Raw genomic sequence first — 19,583 nt, 5'->3', positions numbered from 1 at the left:
GCTTTTCCTTGATGTGGCCGCGATGAGTGTCCACGGTTTTGAGGCTGATGTGGAGTTCCTGGGCGATGGCGCGGTTGTCCTTGCCCTGGCCGGTGAGGCGGAGGATTTCGAGTTCGCGGTCGGTGAGTTTTCCCACGGTGGAGGTGCTGGCGGAGGAGCGCGGGCGGGAGAGGGCGTCGAGGATGGCGGAGGCGGTGCTCTCGCTGGCATAGACCTGGCCGTTGAGAACTTTGGTGATGGCCTCGCGCATCTTCTCGGGGCCTTCCTGTTTCATGATGTAGCCGCGACCCCCGGCGCGGAGGACACGCTCGGCATAGAGCTGCTCGTCATGCATGGAGATGACGAGCACGGGAAGTTCAGGCCGGATGGCATGGACGTCCTGAAGAAGCTCAAGGCCGCTTTTGCCGGGGAGGTTGATGTCCATGAGGACGAGATCGGGATTGAGCTTTGCGATGGAGTCAAAGGCGTCGCGGGCGTTGTCGGCCTCACCACAGACAACGACACCGGGAATGGCTGCGGCGATGCGGACGAGGCCATCACGGAAGACGGGGTGGTCATCGACGATGAACACTTTTTTGGCCGATGTGCTGGAGGCTTTTTTAGTCATGGCTGGGTTTGGGTGAAGCTTGAGGAGTGGGAATGGTGCAGAAGACGGTGGTGCCGCCGCCGGATTGACTGTGCTGGATATCAAGAATGCCGCCAATCATGTCCGCGCGGTACTTCATGATGCGCAGGCCCATGCCCTGGCGTTTGGGTTCGAGTTCGGTGATGCCCCTGCCATTGCCCTTGTCGTGAATGGAAAGCACGGTGTGGAGGGGATTGGTGGAGAGCTCGATGTCGATCTCCTTCGCGAGGCCATGCTTGACGGCGTTGGTCACGGATTCCTGGGCGATGCGGTAGAGATGGGTGGCGGTGGTGTTGTCCATCTCAATGGAAGGGGGGCATTTGCTACGGCATTTGATGCGGAACATCTGGCTGGTGCGCGCGGCCAGCTCATCCAGCGCGGCGACGAGCCCGCCTGACTGCACCGCCACGGGGTGAAGACCGCGAGCGAGCGAGCGGGTCAGAGCCAGGGCTTCCTTGAGCAAGCCGGTGATTTTTCCGGCGTCTTCAGACTCGGGTGACTGCTTCTTGATCAAGCTGGCCTGCAGCAGGTCGCAGAGCAGCCAGATGCCCGCGAGCTGCTGGCCCAGGTCATCGTGCAAATCCTGGCCGATGCGCTGCTTTTCATGTTCGCTGATGTGGAGGATTTCTTTTTCGAGCTTTTTGCGCGCGGCAATCTGCTGCTTAAGTTCGGCATTGGTCTGCTGAAGCTGCAGGGTGCGTTCTTCCACGCGTTTCTCCAGCTCCTCATTGAGCCGGCGGATCACCTGCTCGGCGCGTTTGCGCTCGCTGACATCCACATGGGCGATGACGACGGAATGCGGGCCATTGCCTGCGAAGGGGGTGACGTAGCCGACAAACCAGCGCTGCTGGGTGGGCGAATGGCAGGCGTATTCCAGGCTGAAGCGCGTGGATGCACCGCTCATGACCTCACGGATGCCCGCGGCGAAACGTGACGCATCCTCTTCACCGTCCCCTGCGGCGGCGTCACAGACGGCCAGGTAGTTGCTGCCCACGCCGCCGACATTGATGGCAGCGCCGTTGGCTTTGGCAAAGGCGGTCCATGCCTCATTGGTGCTGATGATTTTGCCGTCGCAATCGAGCACGACAATGCTTGCGGGTATGGCCTCCAGCGTGGATTCGGCGAAGCGGCGCGCCTTCATGATCTCATCTTCTGCGCGCACCCGGTCATTGATGATTTCGGCAAAGATGATGAGGCCTCCGATTTCGCCCTTCGCATCATACCAGGGGCGGCACACCCATTTGACCCAGTCGAGGGTGCCATCGGCACGGGGGAACGGGTCACGCTCGCAGCTTTCCGTGGCACCGGCCAGGCAGCGCTGGTGAATCTGCTTCACGCGTTCCGGGATCTCAGGAAAGACTTCATAATGCGACCTGCCGGTGAGGTCTCCGACGTCGAGGCGGAAATCCCAGGCCCAGCGGTCGCTGACGGAGAGGTAGCGCATGTCGCGGTCAAACATCACGACGGGGGCGGGTGTGTGTTTGATGAACAGGCGCAGGCGTTCCTCGCTGGCGAGGAGTGCCTGCTCGGTTTGTTTGCGGCCGGTGATGTCCTCCGCGATGCCCACGATGCTGCGTATGCCGCCGTCGTCATTGTGGATGGTGCTGGCCGTTGCGCTCACCCAGATCACGGTCCCATCTTTGCGGACGCAGCGACGCTCCGTTTCATAAGAGGACAACTCACCGCGCAAAACGTTTTGCACCCTCTCCCGGCTGATCGCAGCATCCTCGGGATGGGCGAGACTGACGGGGGACATGCCCGCCAGGAGTTCTTCGCGGCTGTAGCCGGAGATGGAGCAGAAGCGGTCATTGACCCGGGTGAAACGGCCATCGGGCCCCAGCTCGACGGTGCCAACGCCGACGTTCTCGAAGAAGCCGCGGAAGCGGGCCTCGCTGTCCCGCAAGGCAGCCTGGGTCTGCTCCGTTTTCTGGCGTGCGGCGATGGCATCCTCCATGAGGTTGATCGCAGCCAGGCGCGACTCGCGCAAGGACTGGATGGCCTGGGTGAGCTCCGCCGTGCGTTCGATCACGCGCTGTTCCAGCTCGGCGTGGGAGCGTGCCAGCGCCTGCTCGGCCAGCTTGCGGTCGGTGATGTCCATCAGTGCGGTGATGGAGCCTCGCGGCAGACCTGCCTCGTTGAGCAACGGGGTGGAGAAGGCCAGAATATCGCGACTGGTGCCATCCTCGAAGACGAGGTCGAACTCAAAGCCATGGACGGGATCGCCTTTGGCAGCGCGCTGAGCCGGTTGTTCTGCGGGGCTCAGTTCGCGGCCATCCTTGAAGATCTTGAGATGGCGGGGCCTCAGGGCAGGGGGGGCGCTCAGGGAAGCTTCCGCTCCGCTGGGAATGTGCAGCAGTTTGTCCGCAGCCTGGTTGCCTTTGATGTGCCGGCATTCCGGATCATCGGCGATCAAGATGGGGGTGGGCACGGCATCGAGCAGGGCCGCGAGCTCCGCCGCACGCTGGCGTTCGCGGCGCTCGCTCGCACGCAGGGCCTCCTCAGCACGTTTGGCTTCGGAGACGTCATTGAAAAGGATGGCGACCTTGCGGCTGTCCGGACCGCCAAAGCGAAAAGCGGAGACATCGAACCAGCGCTGAAGGGCCCGGGCTTCGTTGACAAAGCGTCTTGGTTCGCCCGTCAGGGCGATTTCTCCGTAAATTTGAAACCAATGCTCTTCATAATCTGGAACGAGTTCGCGCATGAACCTGCCCCGGGCATTGCGCAATCCCGTCTGGGCCTCAAAGGCAGGATTCACTTCAAGGAAGCGGCAATCAACGGGGTGAGCTTGCGAGTCGAAGACCACCTCGATGATGCAGAAGCCCTCGATCAGCGTATTGAACAAAGAATGATACTGCTCCTGCGAGAGTCTGAGAGCCTCCTCGGCGGCGGTGAGACGCGCCTTCTCCTCCAGTCGTGCCAGAGCGCGCTGCACCACGGTGGGCACGAGGGTGATGAAGTTGACGTCCTTGACGAGATAATCGAGGGCACCGCGCTTCATCATGTCCACCGCCACGCGCTCGTCCCCCTGGCCGGTGATGATGATGAAGGGCAGGTGGTCATGCATGCCGTCCAGGCGGTCAATCAGGTCATTGCCGCCCAAACCGGGCAGCTTCAGATCCAGCAAAACCAAGTCTGCGTGATGGTTCTTCATCCAGCCGACGGCCTCTTCGCCGGAGCTGACGCTGGCGGAGTGAATGCCAACCCGCTGCAATTCACGCGTGATGAGCCTGGCAATACCAGGATCATCATCGACCACGAGGATGGTCGCGGGTGTTTGCGGGCTGGCCATGAGGAGGGTTAGTTCTGATCCTTGATTTCAGGAACTTTGACGAGGGAGACAAACATGCCAAGCTGGGCGATGGCATCGGCGAAGCTGTCGTAGTCCACCGGCTTGACGACATAGCTGTTGCAGCCGAGCAGATGGCAGCGCTCGATCTCGCGGGGATCGTCGGTGGTGGTGAGCATGATGACCGGCAGCTTGCGGAGGGCGACATCTTCCTTGATCTGGCGCAGCGCCTCCACGCCGTCCACTTTCGGCATGCGGATGTCCAGCATGAGAAGATAGGCGGTGTCTTTCTGGCGGTGGGGGCCGAGACCGCGGCGGAAGAAGAAATCGAGCACCTCCTGGCCGTTTTCGTAGCGCTGGATGACATTGCTCAGGCCAGCCCGCCTGAGGTTTTTTTCAATGAGCCGTGCGTGGCCGACATCGTCGTCGGCGATGATGATGACTGCTTGCTGGGTGATGTTCATGTCTTGCAGGGAGAGTGAAAATTCATGAGTCAAACGTGGTCCGGGAGCAAGGTTTCCACGCGATAGCGAGGCGGCTGCCCGGCTTGCTGGAGCAGGGTGTTGATCTCTTGTTTTAGCTCGATCATGCGGAGCTCGCGGTTCACCATGGCGCGGTTGAAGCGCTCCAGTTCGTCGTTCTTGGAGCAGAGCTCGGCATTGCGCAGGCGCAGCTCCTCCTCCGCCACTTTCTGCTCGGTGACATCACTGGCGATGCCGCAGAGCTGCCGGGGCCGGCCGTCTCTGCGGCCAATGATGATGCCGCGATCCATGATCCAGTGAATCTCCCCCTCACGATTCAGAATGCGGTACTCGATTTGATAGGTGTCGGTCTCACCGGCAAGCCAGCTTTGAAAGGCTGCATCCACGGCAGGCAGATCCTCCGCATGCACGGCCTTCATCCAGACCTTGGAATCTGCATAGAGTTCTGAGGCCGGCATGCCCCAGATGTTCTCAAAGGCCGGGCTGACGTAGGTCACACGGGGCGGGTCGAGCTCCATGAACCAGAACACCTCGCCCATGTTTTCGGCGAGCAGGCGGAACTTGGCCTCGCTGGCGCTGAGAGCGGCCTCAATCCCACGCCGCTCGGTGACATCCATGATGGCGGTGCGGCACCAGCCGGGCTTGCTGTCAAAGTCCTGTGCGGGGTGGGTGGTAAATTCGGTCAGGCGCTCGCCTTTGTCCTTGGTGGCGAGGTGGAGGGTGGCGCACAGTTCATGCCCGGCACGCCGGCACTCCCAGAGATGCTGAAGGAAGACCTTGCGGTCCGGCTTCGCCAGATACGGCATCATGGGGCGGCCCATCAGGTGAGTGATGGTGTAGCCCAGCAGTTCTGCGGCGGTATGATTGATCTCGCGGATGCAGCCTTTGGCATCGAGGGTGACATAACCCACCGGCGCCAGGTTGTAGAGATCCGCATAGCGGTGACGGCTGAGCTCCAGATCAGCATTGGCCTCTCCGAGCTGCTCATTGCGCAGTTCCAGCAGGTCCTGCTGCTCCTGCATCTGCGTCATTAATTCTGCCGTTTTCACGGCATCGGTTCGGTCTTGAATGTGCTTCGGCAAATGGGCTTTGCTCCGCGTGGCAGCCTGGTTTGCGCGGGGCAGGGAAGTGCGCTTTTTCGCGGACTTCACGGCTTTGGCCTTCTTGCTGGCGGCACGTTTCATGGCGGCTCGGGTTTTGCGGTGATGTCCTCCATGGCCAGCAGAAGCAGGGGAGACTGGCCGGCTTCAAGATCGAGGCAGCGTGCGTTGAGCAGCATGGTGCGGCTGCCGAGGCCTGAAAAGTGGTGCTGGAGGTGAAGATCCTGAAACGTGGTCTTTGCGGCCAGCACTTTTTCCAAGGACGAGCGCAACTCCGGCATGGCCCAGGCGCCGTTGTCGAGGTCAAAGAGGAGCCTGCCCTCCGTGGTTTCCGGCCTGGCATTGAAGAAGGCGTAGAAGCTGCGGTTGGCGGTCTTCACACGCAGGCCGCCATCCAGCACGAGCAGAGGCTCACGCACGGTGGCCACGATGGCTTCGGCATAGCTGCGCTCCGCCTCGGCCTGGGCGAGCGCGCGCTTCACGGCGTCGATGTCCAGCAGGGTGATCACGACGCCGTCGATGCGATTGTCCGCAGTTTTGTAGGGGCGGATGCGCAGGACATGCCAGCGGCCTTCGAGGTCCTGCACCTCCTGCTCATGGAGGGCGAGGGTTTCGAGCACTGCGCCGATGAGTTCAGGAAGGCTGGGCAGCTTGAGCTTGATTTTGAAGTCGGAGATGGACCGGCCGATGTCACCTGGAATGAGATTGAGCACTTTCTCCGCCTTGGGGGTGAAACGGCGGATGCGCAGATCCGAACTGAGGATGATGATGGGGATGTCCACGCTGCCAAAGAGGTTGAGCATGTCATCGCTGAGCTCCCGCAGCTCGAGGTTCCTGCTTTGGAGCTCGTCATTGAGGGTGGTGAGCTCCTCGTTGGTGGACTGGAGCTCCTCGGTGGCCGTTTCCATTTCCTCATTGGTGCTTTGCAGCTCCTCGTTGCTGGAAAGGATTTCCTCATTGGCGGCGCGCAGCTCTTCGTTGGAGGCGTCCTGCTCCTCGATGATGCGCTGGAGGGAGAGCTTGGTGGCGGCGAGTTCATCCTGCAGCTGCTCGAGTTCATGCATGGGCCCGGTGGTGCGCTGCGCCCTGCCTTTCCTGGTGGCGGGGGCTGAGACGGAGGCCTTCTCTTCAAAGAGGACGAGAAAGAAAGGCTCGCTGAAATTTGGCATCAGCAAGGGGAGCACTTTCACATCCACCGTGAGCACGCGCCCTTCGTGACGGATCTCCACGCCGGTCTTTTGGACTTCACGCTTTTGCTTGGTGGCCTTGGCAAGCAGGGGGCGCAGCTCCACCGCGAGTCCCTGGCGGGCCATTTTGAGGAGGTTCAGGGTGGCTTCTCCGGGGGTGTTTTCCAGGAAGGGGCCGGTGCGTCCGCGGAACTGGAGGATCTCCATGCTGGAATTCACCACGACGCCAGCCGGGGCGAACTGGCTGAGAACGACGGCGTCGGCCTGCTTGCGGATGTCTCCGAGAGCGGGCTCCACCGGGGGGCGGGTGAGGCCGTGGCGGGTGCCTTCGCTGCGGTCGATCATGGTGGTGAAGCGGGTGGGCAGGCCCGTGTGGCGAACATGGGAAAACTTCTTTTCGTAGATGCGGAACTTGGCATCGACCATGGCGAAGAGCTCGGCAAAGCCGCTGACGGACTCCGCGGTGCCGAGGACCAGAAAGCCGCTGGGCCGCAGCGCATAGTGAAACACGGGCAGCACGCGTTTCTGCAGCGCCACATCAAAGTAGATGAGCACATTGCGGCAGGAGATGAGATCCACATGCGAGAAGGGCGGGTCCTCAAACAGATTCTGCCGTGCGAACATGCAGAGGTCGCGGATGGATTTGTTGATGCGGTAGCCGCCGTCGGACTTGGTGAAGAATTTGCGCAGGCGCTCCGGCGAGACGTCTTCCTTGATGCGCTCCGGATAGAGGCCTGCGCGTGCGCGGATGAGAACGGCTTCATTGATGTCCGTGCCGAAGAGCTGCACGGGACAGCGAATGCCTTCCTTCTCCATGACTTCAGTGAGCACGATGGCCATGGAGTAGGCCTCCTCCCCGGTGGAGCAGCCGGCCACCCAGAAGCGGATGGGGGCATCCGGCTGCCGGTTTTTGAGGATCCGGGGAAGGATCTTCTTCTTCAGCAGTTCGAACATCCTGGCGTCGCGGAAGAAGCCGGTGACGCAGATGAGGATGTCCTGGAACAAAGCCGAGACCTCTGCGGGGGTGTTGTGCAGGAAGGCTGCGTATTCCCGCATGGTGTCCTGCTTCAGCAGCACCATGCGGCGGCTGATGCGCCGCCGGAGAGTGGCGGGCTTGTAGTGGGTGAAGTCCACACCGCACTGGGCGCGGAGGATGGTGCAGATTTGTTTGAATGCATCGCCATCGACCAGGGGCAGGGCCTCCCCGCCATCCAGGGCCAGCGGGCGAAGATGAGGGTGGCTGCCAATCCTGACGAGTTCGTGGGCGATTTCCTGCGGTGAGAGAATGTAGTCCGCGCAGCCGCTGGCGCTGGCACTGGAGGGCATGCCGGCATATTTGGCGGAGGCTTCATCCTGCACGAAGGTGATGCCGCCAGCCGCCTTGATTTCCTCCAGCCCGAGGGTGCCGTCTGTGCCGGTGCCGGAGAGAACGATGCCGAAAGCCTGCCCGCCCTGATCCGCCGCCAGAGCACGAAAAAAGTAGTCGACCGAAGCATGGAGGTCATGCCCACCCCCGCGCGGCAGCAGGCGCAGGGTGCGATCCTTGATGCCCATGAGCTTGTTCGGGGGGATCACATAGACGTGATCTGGCTGCGCCTGCATGCCGTCCCGTGCCTCCGTGACCGGGAGGGTGGTGACGCGTGAGAGCAGCGAGGTGAGTGCGCTTTCATGCTGTGGATCAAGGTGTTGCACGAGGATAAAACTCATGCCGGTGTTTGCTGGCAGCTCTTTGAGCAGCGCCGTGGCGGCCTCCAGCCCGCCTGCGGAGGCCCCGATGCCGACCACTGGGAAGGAGGCAGCCGGGTGAAGGCTGCGGACTCGCTTGGCAGTGGGCAGAGGCCGCTTGGGCTTTGGGGCTCGGGATTTCATGGATATGGATCGCTACGAGAAGCACAAAGCCTTGTAAAAGCCAATCGATCACCGGTGACAAATGCCGAATCCGGCGTGCCTGCGGGAACCTCTTACCTCACGCATCCATGTTCCAACTCATGGGCATGACTAGGCATACCCAGAGAGGGAGAGCAATGAGCGTAGTGGCGCGACGCGTCTCAGCCAACGGATGAGATGGTATGCGAGAATGATCTAAGAGACGGGGCCGGCGGGTGGTGCGCGTGGATCAGGAAGGGGTGCTCTTCCATTCCTGCGGGGGGACGAGCCGGACTGCGGGCGGCCATTTGGCGCCCTGCCGGATCCAGTCATGCAGAAGACGTGAGTGCTCGCGCTCCAGCCGCTCTGGCGTGGGGGGCATGGCCACGGGGCTCTCATGGCCGAGGAGGAGGACTTTGTAGAGCAGGCTGTGATGGGGAGCACCGGGCACGATGACGGGGCCGCTGCGCCCGCCTTTCATGGCGAGCTTCTGAGTTTCCAGATTCAAGCCCGCGCAGAGGTAGTGGTGCTGATGGCACTCCAGGCAGCGCGTTTCGAGGAGGGGCTTTTCCTCGGTGACAAAGTCCACCTCATGCGGTGGCTCCATCTGCATGCAGGACGGCAAGCCCAGCAGGGCAAGCAACGCGGCGAATACCTGGAGTTTCATGGCGATGGAAAGGAGAAGGTGAAGGGGGGCTCAGGCGGCGAAGCCGAAGCGATGCCTGACCTGCGCGGCATCCAGACCGAGTGAACCGCCAAGCAGGCGCGAGGCGAGACGCTCTGCGGCGACGCGGAGCATGCGGTCCGACTGCGGCTGATCGAGTGCGATGCCTTCATGTTTGATGCTCCGGATGCGGGCGCCGACGATGAGGAGGTTCATGAGGAAGTCCTCGGCTTCGACGGGATCGTCGGTGCGGTGGGTGTCGAGGCGCTGATTGTGCTGGGGGTGGATGACGTATTCGATGTCAAATTTGGCGAGCATGGCAGTGGGTGGTTGGGGTTGATGTGAGGTGAGAGAAGAAAGGGGGGATGCGGGTCCGGCTTGCGGGGAGGGGAAATGCTTTGGCTGAGGTGGTGGCTGTGAGTCGCATGTAGTGTGCTCATGCCATGGTGGGGGACAGGCCTGCGTGCAGAGAGGTGGTGACGCGGCGCAAGAGCTTTGAGGGACTGAGCTCAAACAGGCGGCGGGCTTTGCGGAAGATGCGGGCGAGCAGATTCTTCATGCGGCGGCGGATGGTGCGCACCCAAGCGACAGGAGCGTGCTGCTGGCAGTACGCGTGCAGGAGGGAGAGATCATGCATCTGGCCGAGCCAGCTGCCGAGCCTGCGTGAGAGCTTCAGGTGACGGCGGTCATGCAGCAGGAGGAGCGACTGAAGGTAGTGATCCTTCACAGGCGAGCGCCAGCGGTGCAGACGCTCTGGTGTGGGCTTTTTCCTGCTGCGGCGGAACCCCTGAAGGGCCGTGGCATAACGGCTGGCGTAGGCTTTGGCAATTTCATGCCCGTCCATGGGACGGATGGTCAGGATCTCCAGGCGGTGAGTGAGATCCTGGGCGGTGGCTTTGAGCCTGAGCAGCTCTGTGCGAGTGGGGAGGTCTGCGGAGCGTCTGCCTTTCTGCGGAGCGGGGAATTGGATGCCGGGGAGGTGACAGGTGGTGCTGCATTTCACCTGGAATTTGGCGGCGAGTGACTGCAGCACGTGCTGATCGCGGTTTCTTGAAAAGGCCTGCTTGAGGATGCGAAGCCGGCGGCGGATGGCGTGCAGCGTGGCGGGGGGAAGTCCGGGCTTGAGGAGGCGCAGGATGGCACGGAGCTTCTTCATGCGCACGCGCAGGGTGTGAATGCGGCGCTGCACATCGTCCGAGGGCAGGAGTTCAAGATCGCGCTCGGCCTGACGTGAGATGGAGAGGAGGGTGCTGCGGATCTTGCGCAGCAGGAGGGGCTCCAAGGATGAGGGTGAGGAGGCCATGGCGGGAGGGAGGGGTCAGCGCTTTGCCTGCGCAGGGTCATCTCCCGGCACCACCAGAACGGGACAATGGGCGTGCTTCAAAACATCGTCCACCATGCTGCCGACGAGGAGATGGTAGATCGTGCTATGGTGGTGGGAGCCGAGGATGATGAGATCGGCGCCGAGTTTCCGGGTTTCCTCCAGCACGGACTCCACGCTGGCGCCGACCATCTGCCGTACGACTGCATCCACGCCGTATTTGACGAGGGAGTCGCGCATTTCAATGAGGCGGTCATGGTGCTGGTGCACGCGCTCCGGGGGCGGATCCTGCAGGATGACGGGCGAGCTCAATCCGACCTGGACCATGGCGGGCTCCTTTGGGACGACATGCAGGATGACGACCCTGCTCTTGAACGCGACCGCGAGGAAGTGGGCCTGCTTGAGCACTTTGAAGGTGAGGTCCGAGAGATCGACGAGGACAACGATGTTTTTCATGGGGATCATGGGTTTTCCGGGGATGGCCTGACCACGAGAAGAGAGCAGGGGAGGCGGGTGAGGAGGCGCTCTGCCGTTGATCCCATCAGCACGTAGCGGAGATTTGTCCGGCCTTTGCTGCCGACGATGATCAAGTCCGCCGCGCGCTCCTGTGCCTGTGCCACGATGCCATTGGCATGATTCATGGATTCGTGGAGCGTCTCCGTGGAGGTGATGCCCTGTGCGGCCGTGCCAATGAAATCGTGGAGTTCGCGGCGCAGATTTTCAAGGTAGGCCTGCCTCTCCGCCGAGGTGAAAACGAGGGTGGGGTAGGTGGACTCCACGACTTCGCTCTGATGGGGGGTGACGATCCATGGCTCACGCCAGACATGCAAAAAATCCACGGTGGCCGAGTCCTTCAAAGCGATCCGGCGGGCGGACGCCACGACCTCCCGGGCGGTCTCTGAAAAATCAATGCAGGCGATGATTTTCTGAAACGCGTGCCGGTGATGGGAGCGCACCAGCAGGACGCGGGAGGGAGACTTGCGCGCGAGCTTGCTGGAGACCGAGCCGGCGCCTGCGGTGGCTTCGCCCGAACCTGTGATGCCGGCCACGAGCAGGTCTGCCTGGGTGCTGCGGACATGCTCGAGGATTTCATGCAGAGGTGTGCCAACGGAGATGGTGAGCTCGGCATTGGCGGGCACTTCTGAGAAAGCGAGCCAGGCCTGGAGCGCGGACTGAGCGCCGAGAGTGGCGGTGCGGGCCTGGCTTTCGTAGCTGGATTCGCGACTGGCGGCCATGGCGGCCACTGCTGATGAATCAACCACATGCAGCACCTGCAGCCTGGCATCCTGAAGGCGTGCGATGCGTGATGCCTGATCAAGAGCGGCGCGAGAACCGGTGGAAAAATCCACTGCGACGAGGATGGACTTGAGCGTCTGCATGGGGATGAGGAATCTCAGCGGGTGGGTTTGGCGGGAAGCTTTTGAATGGCGGTGGCGCTTTTGTTTTCGTCGGCTGCGACGAGTGCGAGCGTCTCGCGGATGACGTCTGCATCGACAGCGATGGCGAGGTGCGAGAAATTGCGGGTGCCGGGACTGACGCGCTGGATGATCATGCCCACGAGTTTGGGACGGCCGCTGGTGCCTGCGATGAAGACGGGGGCGCCGCTGTCGCCGGGGTAGACGTCTGAGTCGATTAAAAAACGGCCATGGGCCTGAGGTTTGCCCACTGGATAAGAGGCGATCCTGCCGCTGCGCAGAACGGGGAAGGCGCCGTCGGTGCCGGGAAGGACCTCGGGATAACCGAGGAAGGAGACCTCCATGCCGGAGTGAAGTGATGTGCCATCGTGGGAGAGCGATTTTTCATTGAGGCAGGATGATATGTCGGCACGACTGGCGATCTCGGGGGGGAAGTGCAAGGCGAAGGCGGCGAGATCATAACGCGGGTGGCGGACGTAGAAGGGCTCATTGCCAGCCTGTGGCGGCGGGTTGAATGCGAGAAGGGAAACCTGGGCCTCGCCCTTTGCATCTGGCATGCGAAAACCGATGATCAGGGGGCCTTTGCCCATCGTTTTCAGCACGTGGACGGAGGTGAAGACGACGGGCACCTTTCCGCCTGGGGCGCTGGGATCGCGGCGATTGATGACAAAGCCTGTGGCTGCGCCTTTCAGCGTGGCGAGCGGATAGGTGGACCACATCATTTTTTCGCTGCCATTCATACGGCCGGCGCAGGCGGACCCTCCGAAGCAAAGAATGAGTGCCAGCAGCAGGGCGTGGAGAGGGTGTGTGGTCATGGTGGGCGGTGTGATCTGCGGTGCAGTCAAGGGGTGGCCCCGAGCTGAAGGCGTGGGTGAAACTGGAGGAGGAGCGATAGAGCATGGCCGAGCTGTGCAGCAATTGCCGGATGTCCCTGATGCAGCTCAGTAAACGGCTGAGATGCGGGAGGGGCTCTTTCCCATGGCGGTTTTGCAGGGGGGATGTTTACGATCAGGCACAGGTTCCATGTGACACGAACCGCGGAATGACAGATCCAAATCCTGAAACCAGGTCATGAAAACAACGGCTATTATCATCGCGATCCTCAGCCTTGCAGCGCTGACGTGCTGCCACAAGAAGCCCAAGGACACCAGGCTGCCCGAGCCTGAGGTGAGGAAGGAGAAGGCAGCGCATGAAGCTTCTGCGCGCCCGCATCTTCCTGATGCAGCACCCATACCGGTGATCGCGGTGCCGCCTGCGCCCACACCTGCCGCAGTGCCGGTGCCTGCGCCGCCGCCAGGAGCAACGGCTCCCACCGGCACATGATCCGCCCGGCATTCACCAAACCGCAGGCAGCCGCACGCACGTAATAACATTAGAGTTCACCGCCATGAAAACGAAAACCACAGCCACAGACGCAACGACTGAAGCCCCCGCCAAGCCCCTGCCACGGAAACTGGGAGCGAATCACAGCGAGACCGCCAAACGGCCGCGCAAGCATGACAACAACTTCAAGCAGTCCAAAGACCTGCGCGAAGACCGCGGCGTCCGCCAGTTGAAGGCGAGCCCGAAATCCCAGTCTGCGCGCGGCGGACGGTGAAGTGCATTCCTAACATTTCATGCCATGAATACCTCTGAAACACCGCATCCCGCCGAGCTCTGCCTGCATCGTACTCTGGAGCGTGCGGAAGACTATGTGCGGCGTGAGCCGACCAAGGCGGTGGGAGCCGCCCTGGGAGTGGGTTTGGTGCTGACCTTGCTGCCGGCGCGCAGCATGGTGAGGCCCATCGCCGCACTGGGTGCTGCGATGGTGTCTCCCACGCTGCTGGGTCTGAGCCTGATCAAGGCGTTTGAACTCTGCTGTCAAAGCACCCCGGCCAAGGAAGAAACGCCGTCCGTGGATTCGCCCTGAACACCTCCAACACCATGCCTCGCAGCATCCGACTCACGCGCCTCTTTACGATGGCGGACCAACTGGCCAACCAGCTGCAGGGCCTGCAGTTCGCGGGCCTGCAATCTCCTGAAGCCGTGTGGCGTCCGGATGTCAATGTGTACGCCCATGAAGACCACCTGGAAGTCTGTGTGGATCTGGCGGGAGTGGCCAAGCAGGAGATCAAGGTGGAGGTGGAGCCACGGCGTCTCGTGGTGCGGGGCCAGCGCCAGGCGCCGGACAACGGCTGCGATGCCACCTCCTGCTGCCGCATCCTCGTCATGGAGATCCCGGACGGCAGCTTTGAGCGCGTGCTGGAATTTCCCATGGCGGTGGACACCGAGCGTGTGGTTGCCAGACAGGACAACGGCTGGCTGTGGATCACACTTCCCCTGCAAGCGGAGGACGCATCATGATGGAAGATCTCTCATTGAAAACGGCGGAGGCGATTACTGAACCGGTGAGCGCGGGTGCCTCCGCAACGGCCGGAGAACCGGCAACGCCGGTGGCGGGCGCGGTCGAGGTGCTGCCGATCCTGCCGCTCAGAGACACTGTGCTTTTTCCAGACACGATCATGCCTCTGACCATCGGGCGTGCCTCCAGCCTGCAGTTGCTGGAACAAAGCCTGCCGCAGAGCAAGCTGCTGGGGCTGGTGCTGCAAAAGGACAAGGAGAGTGACAGTCCCGGCATGGACCAGCTCTATGAGCACGGGGTCATCGGCCGTGTGATCCGCATGATCCGCCAGGACGGCGGGGTGGTCGTTCTGGTGCGTGGCGAACAGCGCATGCGCATCAAGCAGGTGACGCAGCAGGAGCCTTTCATGAAGGCGGAGGTGGAGACGCTGGCCAGCGTGATGCCTGACAAGGGAGATGATCTGGCCGAGGCGTCTGTGCGTAATCTGCGCGAGTCTGCCGGGAAGCTGCTCAGCCTGCGGCCGGAGATCTCGGACGAGGTCAAAGGCTTGTTCGCCACCATCGACAACGCCAGCACGCTGACGGACATCCTGGCGGCCAATCTGAGCATTGAGACGGAGGCCAAGCAGAAGCTGCTGGAGGAAGCCCACGTGGCCCGCCGGGTGGCGGCGCTGGAGGTCCACCTCAACAACCAGCTCCACATCGCCGATCTGCAGAGCAAGCTGCGCGAGAACGTGAGCAGTGAATTTTCCGACGCCCAGAAGCGCGCGTATCTGCGCGAGCAGCTGCGCGCCATTCAAAAAGAGCTGGGCGAGGATGGCAGCGGTGAAGAGCAGGTGGAGGACATCCGCCAGCGGCTGGACAAGGCCGGACTGACTGAGAAGGCGAAGGTGCAGGCCGACCGCGAACTCAAGCGGCTGGAGGTCATTCCGCCGCAAAGCCCGGACCACTCCGTGATCGTGAACTACCTCGAAACGATGGCTGAGCTGCCGTGGAACGTGCTCAGCGATGAGAAGGTGGATTTGCGCAAAGCACAGGAGATTTTGGACCGCGACCACTACGGACTGCTGAAGGTGAAGAAGCGCCTGATCGAGTACCTCGCGGTGCGCAAACTCAACCCTGCGGGCCGTGGACCGATCCTGTGTTTCCTCGGGCCTCCGGGCGTCGGCAAAACGAGTCTGGGCCAGTCCATTGCGGAAGCGCTGGGGCGCAAGTTTGCGCGCATCAGTCTCGGTGGCCTGCGGGATGAGACGGAGATTCGCGGACATCGCCGCACGTACATCGGCTCCATGCCGGGGAGGTTGATTCAGGAGCTCAAGCGGCTGGGCACGCGGAATCCCGTGCTGATGCTGGATGAGATCGACAAGCTCGGCGCGGACTTCCGGGGAGATCCCGCCAGCGCGCTGCTGGAGGTGCTGGACCCTCGCCAGAACCAGGAGTTCACGGACCGCTACATCGATGTGCCGTTTGATCTTTCGCAGATCATCTTCATCGCCACGTGCAACACGCTGGACACGATTCCCGCGCCGTTGCGCGACCGCATGGAGATCGTGGAGCTCTCCGGCTACACGGAGCGTGAGAAGCTCAGCATCGCGAAGAACTACCTCGTCAAACGCCAGCTCTCCGAGCACGGCCTGACGGAGGACCAATGCACCTGGAGCGACGAAGCGCTGGAGCGCGTGATCGAAGACTACACGCGTGAAGCCGGTGTGAGAAATCTGGAACGGCAGATCGCGTCCGTGACGCGGCATATCGCAGCCAGCGTTGCCAAAGAGGAGATCACCCAGGCCATGGTCACACCCGGCATCGTGCGTGAGGCACTCGGCCCTGCGGCGTTTGTGCGCGAGAGCAAGCTGCAAACCAGCGTGCCCGGCGTGGTCACCGGCCTTGCCTACACCACGGCGGGTGGCGAGGTGCTGCACATCGAAGCGATTCGCTTCCCTGGCAAAGGCGGGTTCACGCTCACCGGGCAGCTTGGCGATGTGATGAAGGAGTCCGTCCGTGCCGCGCTCAGCCTCGTGCGCAGCCGGGCTGCGCAGCTCGGCATTGATCCCGAGAGCTTCGACAAAAACGAAGTGCATGTTCATGTGCCGGCCGGTGCTGTGCCGAAGGACGGGCCGTCTGCGGGCATCGCCATGTTCACCGCGCTGGCCTCGTTGTTTTCCAACCGCTCTGTGAGCAAGGACGTGGGCATGACGGGAGAGGTCACCCTGCGCGGCTTGGTGCTGCCCATTGGCGGCTTGAAGGAAAAGTCCATCGCCGCGCTGCGTGCCGGGCTCAAGACGATCATCATTCCCAAGCTCAATGAGAAGGACGTGCCTGATCTGCCTGAGGAGGTGCGCCAGCGCCTGAAGATCCTGCCGGTGGAAACCGTGGACGAAGTGCTGGCGGCCGCACTGGAGCCCGCCGCAGAAAAGCATGAGTCATGAAAGCGATGCGCCTCGAATCCAACGGCGGACCTCTGGTCTGCCGCGAGGTGGACCGGCCTGCACCCGCTTTTGGACAAGTCCTCGTGAAAGTCACCGCGTGCGCCGTCTGCCGCACGGATCTCCATGTGCTGGACGGTGAGCTGCCGAATCCCAAGCTGCCGCTGATTCCCGGGCATGAGATCGTCGGCATCATCGAAGAGATGGGGGAAGGGGTGACGGGATTTCAGAAGGGGCAGCGTGTGGGGATTCCCTGGCTGGGGTGGACCTGTGGTGCCTGTGACTACTGCTGCAGCGGCCGCGAAAATCTTTGTGATGCCGCCAAGTTCACCGGCTACACCCTGGATGGCGGCTATGCCGAACACACCGTGGCGGATGCGCGCTACTGCTTCCCGCTGCCTGGAGACGAGAGCGATGTCTCCATGGCCCCGCTGCTGTGCGCGGGGCTCATTGGTTATCGTTCGCTGATGAAGACCGGCACTGCGCGGCGGGTGGGCCTCTATGGCTTTGGAGCCGCGGCGCACATCGTCATTCAAGTTGCGCGTCATCAAGGACGTGAAGTTTATGCCTTCACCCGGGCAGGGGACGAGGCGGCGCAGAAGTTTGCCCGCAGTCTCGGCGCCGTGTGGGCCGGTGCCTCCGATGAGCGCCCGCCGGAGCTGCTGGATGCCGCCATCATCTTTGCGCCTGTGGGTGCGCTGGTGCCTGCGGCTCTGCGTTCTCTGGTCAAAGGCGGCACGGTGGTCTGCGGGGGGATTCACATGAGCGACATTCCCTCCTTCCCGTATGCGGATCTCTGGCAGGAGCGCAGCATCTGCTCCGTGGCCAATCTCACGCGCCGTGATGGCGAAGAATTTCTGCCGCTCGCGGGACGCATCCCGGTGCGTGTGGAGACACGGAACTTTCCGCTGGAAGCCGCGAACGAAGCGCTGGCCATGCTGCGCGCGGGCCAGCTCAGCGGAGCCGCCGTGCTGGTGCCCTGACATTTTTTTCTCTCATGATCTCCGCCGCCACCCAACGCCTGCTGGTTTTTCTGTCTGACACCGAATCCTACCCGCACCGACCACCGCAGGTCACGCTGCTGCAGACGCATGCGTCCTGGGTCTTCATCGCACCGCCCTTCGTGTACAAAATCAAGAAGCCGGTGAGCCTGGGCTTCCTTGACTTCTCGACGCTGGAGCTTCGGCATGCCGACTGCAAGCACGAGCTGGCGCTCAACCGCCGCCTTGCGGATGACGTCTATCTGGGGATCGAGCCCATCTGCGAGCACGAGGGCCACCTGCACTTCGGCGGCTACGGCGAAGTCGTCGAGTGGGCGGTGAAGATGCGGCAGATGGACCCGCGCTACTTTTTGCTGCAGCTCATGCAGACCGAAGAGGTGGGCACGCGGGAAATGGACCGCATCGTGGAGAAGCTGAACCGCTTCTACGTCTCCCAGCCTCCGCTGCCGGCCGCAGAGGTCAGCACGGCGAACGATCATCTGCGCCAGAGCACGGAGGACAACTTCAAGGCTGCCGCGCGATTCGTGGGCCAGAGCCTCTCGCAGCATGCGCTGGATGCCATCGCGCATTACACGCGCGAGTTCTTCACGCGGCAGAGCGCGCTGCTTGAATCACGCCTGCATGACGGCTGGATCCGCGACTGCCATGGCGATCTGCATCTGGATCACATCCACCTCTCTCCCGAGGCGGTGCGGATCTACGACTGCATCGAGTTCAACACCGACTTCCGCTGCATTGATGTGGCCTGCGACATCGCGTTTCTCGCCATGGATCTCGATTTCAACGGCCGCCCCGATCTGGCGCGGTACATCGTCGAACGCTTCGCGGTGCTGCTGGATGACCACGGCATCCGTGCGCTGATGGATTTTTACAAATGCTACCGTGCCTGCGTGCGCGGCAAGGTGGAGAGCCTGCATGCTCATGCGGAGACTGTGGCGGAGGCGGAGAAGCAATCGAGTCTTCAGCTTGCGCGGCGCTACTTCCAGCTGGCGCTGCAATACGCCGTGGCAGGTTCCAGACCCTGCGTCTTCGTTTTCATGGGCAAGGTGGCCTCAGGCAAGTCAGCACTCGCCGCAGCGCTGGGGCAGGAGACAGGGTGGCCGGTGCATTCTTCGGACCGTCTGCGCAAGACCCTGGCGGGCACGCCATTGAATCATCGCGGCAGCGCGGAAGAGCGCGCGGCGCTGTATGCCCCCGCGATGACGCAGAAGACTTATGAAGGGCTGTTTGAGCAGGCGCTGGCCACGCTGCGTGAAGGGCGCTGCGTCATTCTCGACGCCACGTTCTCGAAGGTGGAACAGCGCGATGCGCTCAAGCAGGTGGCTGCCGCTGAAGGATGCGACGTGAGATGGATCGAAGCGCATGCCAGCGAGACGGTGGTGTGTGAACGACTGAAGGAGCGTGAGCAGGATGGGGAGGTGGTGTCTGATGCGCGCCTCGAAGACTACAAGCGATTGAGCGCCGGTTATCAGCGGCCGGATGAGCTGAGGGATGGGGAGAAGATTTCCATTCTTGCAGATGGGAAGTTGGATGAGGTCTTCAGCGAACTGCTGAGCCGGCTGGTGGTGACGCGTTCTATTTAGTACGAATGATTTTAGGGGAGGGAGATGTGTGTTTATTGAGCGTTTCGCACAAGATGGGTGGAATGGTGAAGTGGAGGCTGTGTGTGAATGCGGAGGACTCGCGGCGGGGCTGGTTGCAGACGCTGCTGGTGGCCGTGGCCTGTGGCGGAGGGATGGGTTTGCTTTCCGGATTGGCTGGTGAAACCCAGGGGAGCACTCGCTAAAGCTCGGCACCCCTGGGCTGTATGACGGAAGGCCGTTGGCCTTCAAGGCGAGGATGTCGGTCTGTTGCGCAGGTCTCAACAGGT

The 19,583-nt window shown here is 62.2% G+C and carries 18 protein-coding genes; 7 read left to right on the top strand and 11 right to left on the bottom strand.

Annotation, left to right across the window (positions count from 1 at the left end; translation table 11 throughout):
• The 11 genes from WAW39_RS04015 to WAW39_RS03965 all read right to left on the bottom strand — a co-directional run.
• On the bottom strand, positions 1–607 hold a 607-nt coding region (locus tag WAW39_RS04015), incomplete at its 3' end, for a response regulator transcription factor (RefSeq protein ID WP_422316023.1).
• Positions 600–3,914 carry a PAS domain S-box protein gene (locus WAW39_RS04010; RefSeq protein WP_422316021.1) on the bottom strand — a complete coding sequence of 1,105 codons (3,315 nt, stop codon included), beginning with the start codon at positions 3,912–3,914 and terminating at the stop codon, positions 600–602. The genes WAW39_RS04015 and WAW39_RS04010, both read right to left, overlap by 8 nt.
• An 8-nt stretch (positions 3,915–3,922) precedes the next feature.
• Complete coding sequence (locus WAW39_RS04005) at positions 3,923–4,375, bottom strand: response regulator (protein ID WP_422316019.1); 453 nt, start codon at positions 4,373–4,375, stop codon at positions 3,923–3,925.
• 29 nt (positions 4,376–4,404) lie between these two features.
• The gene (locus WAW39_RS04000) at positions 4,405–5,577 is read right to left on the bottom strand and encodes a PAS domain-containing protein (RefSeq protein ID WP_422316017.1); all 1,173 of its coding nucleotides are present in this window, start codon (positions 5,575–5,577) and stop codon (positions 4,405–4,407) included.
• Positions 5,574–8,549 carry a chemotaxis protein CheB gene (locus tag WAW39_RS03995; RefSeq protein ID WP_422316015.1) on the bottom strand — a complete coding sequence of 992 codons (2,976 nt, stop codon included), beginning with the start codon at positions 8,547–8,549 and terminating at the stop codon, positions 5,574–5,576. Before WAW39_RS03995 ends, WAW39_RS04000 begins: the two co-directional genes overlap by 4 nt.
• A gap of 247 nt (positions 8,550–8,796) precedes the next feature.
• Complete coding sequence (locus WAW39_RS03990; protein WP_422316013.1) at positions 8,797–9,213, bottom strand: c-type cytochrome domain-containing protein; 417 nt, start codon at positions 9,211–9,213, stop codon at positions 8,797–8,799.
• 30 nt (positions 9,214–9,243) lie between these two features.
• Positions 9,244–9,528: a hypothetical protein gene (locus WAW39_RS03985; protein ID WP_422316011.1), complete on the bottom strand. Its 285-nt coding sequence runs from the start codon at positions 9,526–9,528 to the stop codon at positions 9,244–9,246.
• Positions 9,529–9,646: 118 nt separating this feature from the next.
• The gene (locus WAW39_RS03980; protein WP_422316009.1) at positions 9,647–10,513 is read right to left on the bottom strand and encodes a CHAD domain-containing protein; all 867 of its coding nucleotides are present in this window, start codon (positions 10,511–10,513) and stop codon (positions 9,647–9,649) included.
• A gap of 15 nt (positions 10,514–10,528) precedes the next feature.
• Positions 10,529–10,987, bottom strand: coding sequence for a universal stress protein (locus WAW39_RS03975; RefSeq protein ID WP_422316007.1), 459 nt, complete (start codon positions 10,985–10,987; stop codon positions 10,529–10,531).
• A 5-nt stretch (positions 10,988–10,992) separates the two neighbouring features.
• A complete protein-coding gene (locus WAW39_RS03970) occupies positions 10,993–11,910 on the bottom strand; it encodes a universal stress protein (protein WP_422316005.1) in 918 nt (305 codons plus the stop codon).
• A 14-nt stretch (positions 11,911–11,924) separates the two neighbouring features.
• A complete protein-coding gene (locus WAW39_RS03965; protein ID WP_422316003.1) occupies positions 11,925–12,761 on the bottom strand; it encodes a S1 family peptidase in 837 nt (278 codons plus the stop codon).
• A 256-nt stretch (positions 12,762–13,017) separates the two neighbouring features.
• Between WAW39_RS03965 and WAW39_RS03960 the strand changes: the two genes are divergently transcribed.
• The 7 genes from WAW39_RS03960 to WAW39_RS03930 all read left to right on the top strand — a co-directional run bounded on the left by WAW39_RS03960 (position 13,018) and on the right by WAW39_RS03930 (position 19,296).
• Positions 13,018–13,269, top strand: a complete 252-nt coding sequence (locus WAW39_RS03960) for a hypothetical protein (protein ID WP_422316001.1) — start codon at positions 13,018–13,020, stop codon at positions 13,267–13,269.
• 64 nt (positions 13,270–13,333) lie between these two features.
• Complete coding sequence (locus WAW39_RS03955; RefSeq protein WP_422315999.1) at positions 13,334–13,543, top strand: hypothetical protein; 210 nt, start codon at positions 13,334–13,336, stop codon at positions 13,541–13,543.
• A gap of 24 nt (positions 13,544–13,567) precedes the next feature.
• Positions 13,568–13,855, top strand: coding sequence for a hypothetical protein (locus tag WAW39_RS03950; protein ID WP_422315997.1), 288 nt, complete (start codon positions 13,568–13,570; stop codon positions 13,853–13,855).
• A 14-nt stretch (positions 13,856–13,869) separates the two neighbouring features.
• Positions 13,870–14,289, top strand: a complete 420-nt coding sequence (locus WAW39_RS03945) for an Hsp20/alpha crystallin family protein (protein WP_422315995.1) — start codon at positions 13,870–13,872, stop codon at positions 14,287–14,289.
• A complete protein-coding gene (lon, locus tag WAW39_RS03940; RefSeq protein WP_422315993.1) occupies positions 14,286–16,715 on the top strand; it encodes an endopeptidase La in 2,430 nt (809 codons plus the stop codon). Before WAW39_RS03945 ends, lon begins: the two co-directional genes overlap by 4 nt.
• Positions 16,712–17,695, top strand: coding sequence for a zinc-dependent alcohol dehydrogenase family protein (locus WAW39_RS03935; RefSeq protein WP_422315991.1), 984 nt, complete (start codon positions 16,712–16,714; stop codon positions 17,693–17,695). The genes lon and WAW39_RS03935 overlap by 4 nt, the downstream gene beginning before the upstream one ends.
• Before the next feature lie 14 nt (positions 17,696–17,709).
• Complete coding sequence (locus tag WAW39_RS03930) at positions 17,710–19,296, top strand: AAA family ATPase (protein ID WP_422315989.1); 1,587 nt, start codon at positions 17,710–17,712, stop codon at positions 19,294–19,296.
• Positions 19,297–19,583: the final 287 nt, after the last annotated feature.

Source organism: Prosthecobacter sp. (assembly GCF_049294395.1).
Taxonomy (GTDB): Bacteria; Verrucomicrobiota; Verrucomicrobiia; order Verrucomicrobiales; family Verrucomicrobiaceae; genus Prosthecobacter.
The sequence above is the reverse complement of the archived record's forward strand: the minus strand, read 5'-3'. Positions and strand labels throughout refer to the sequence as shown.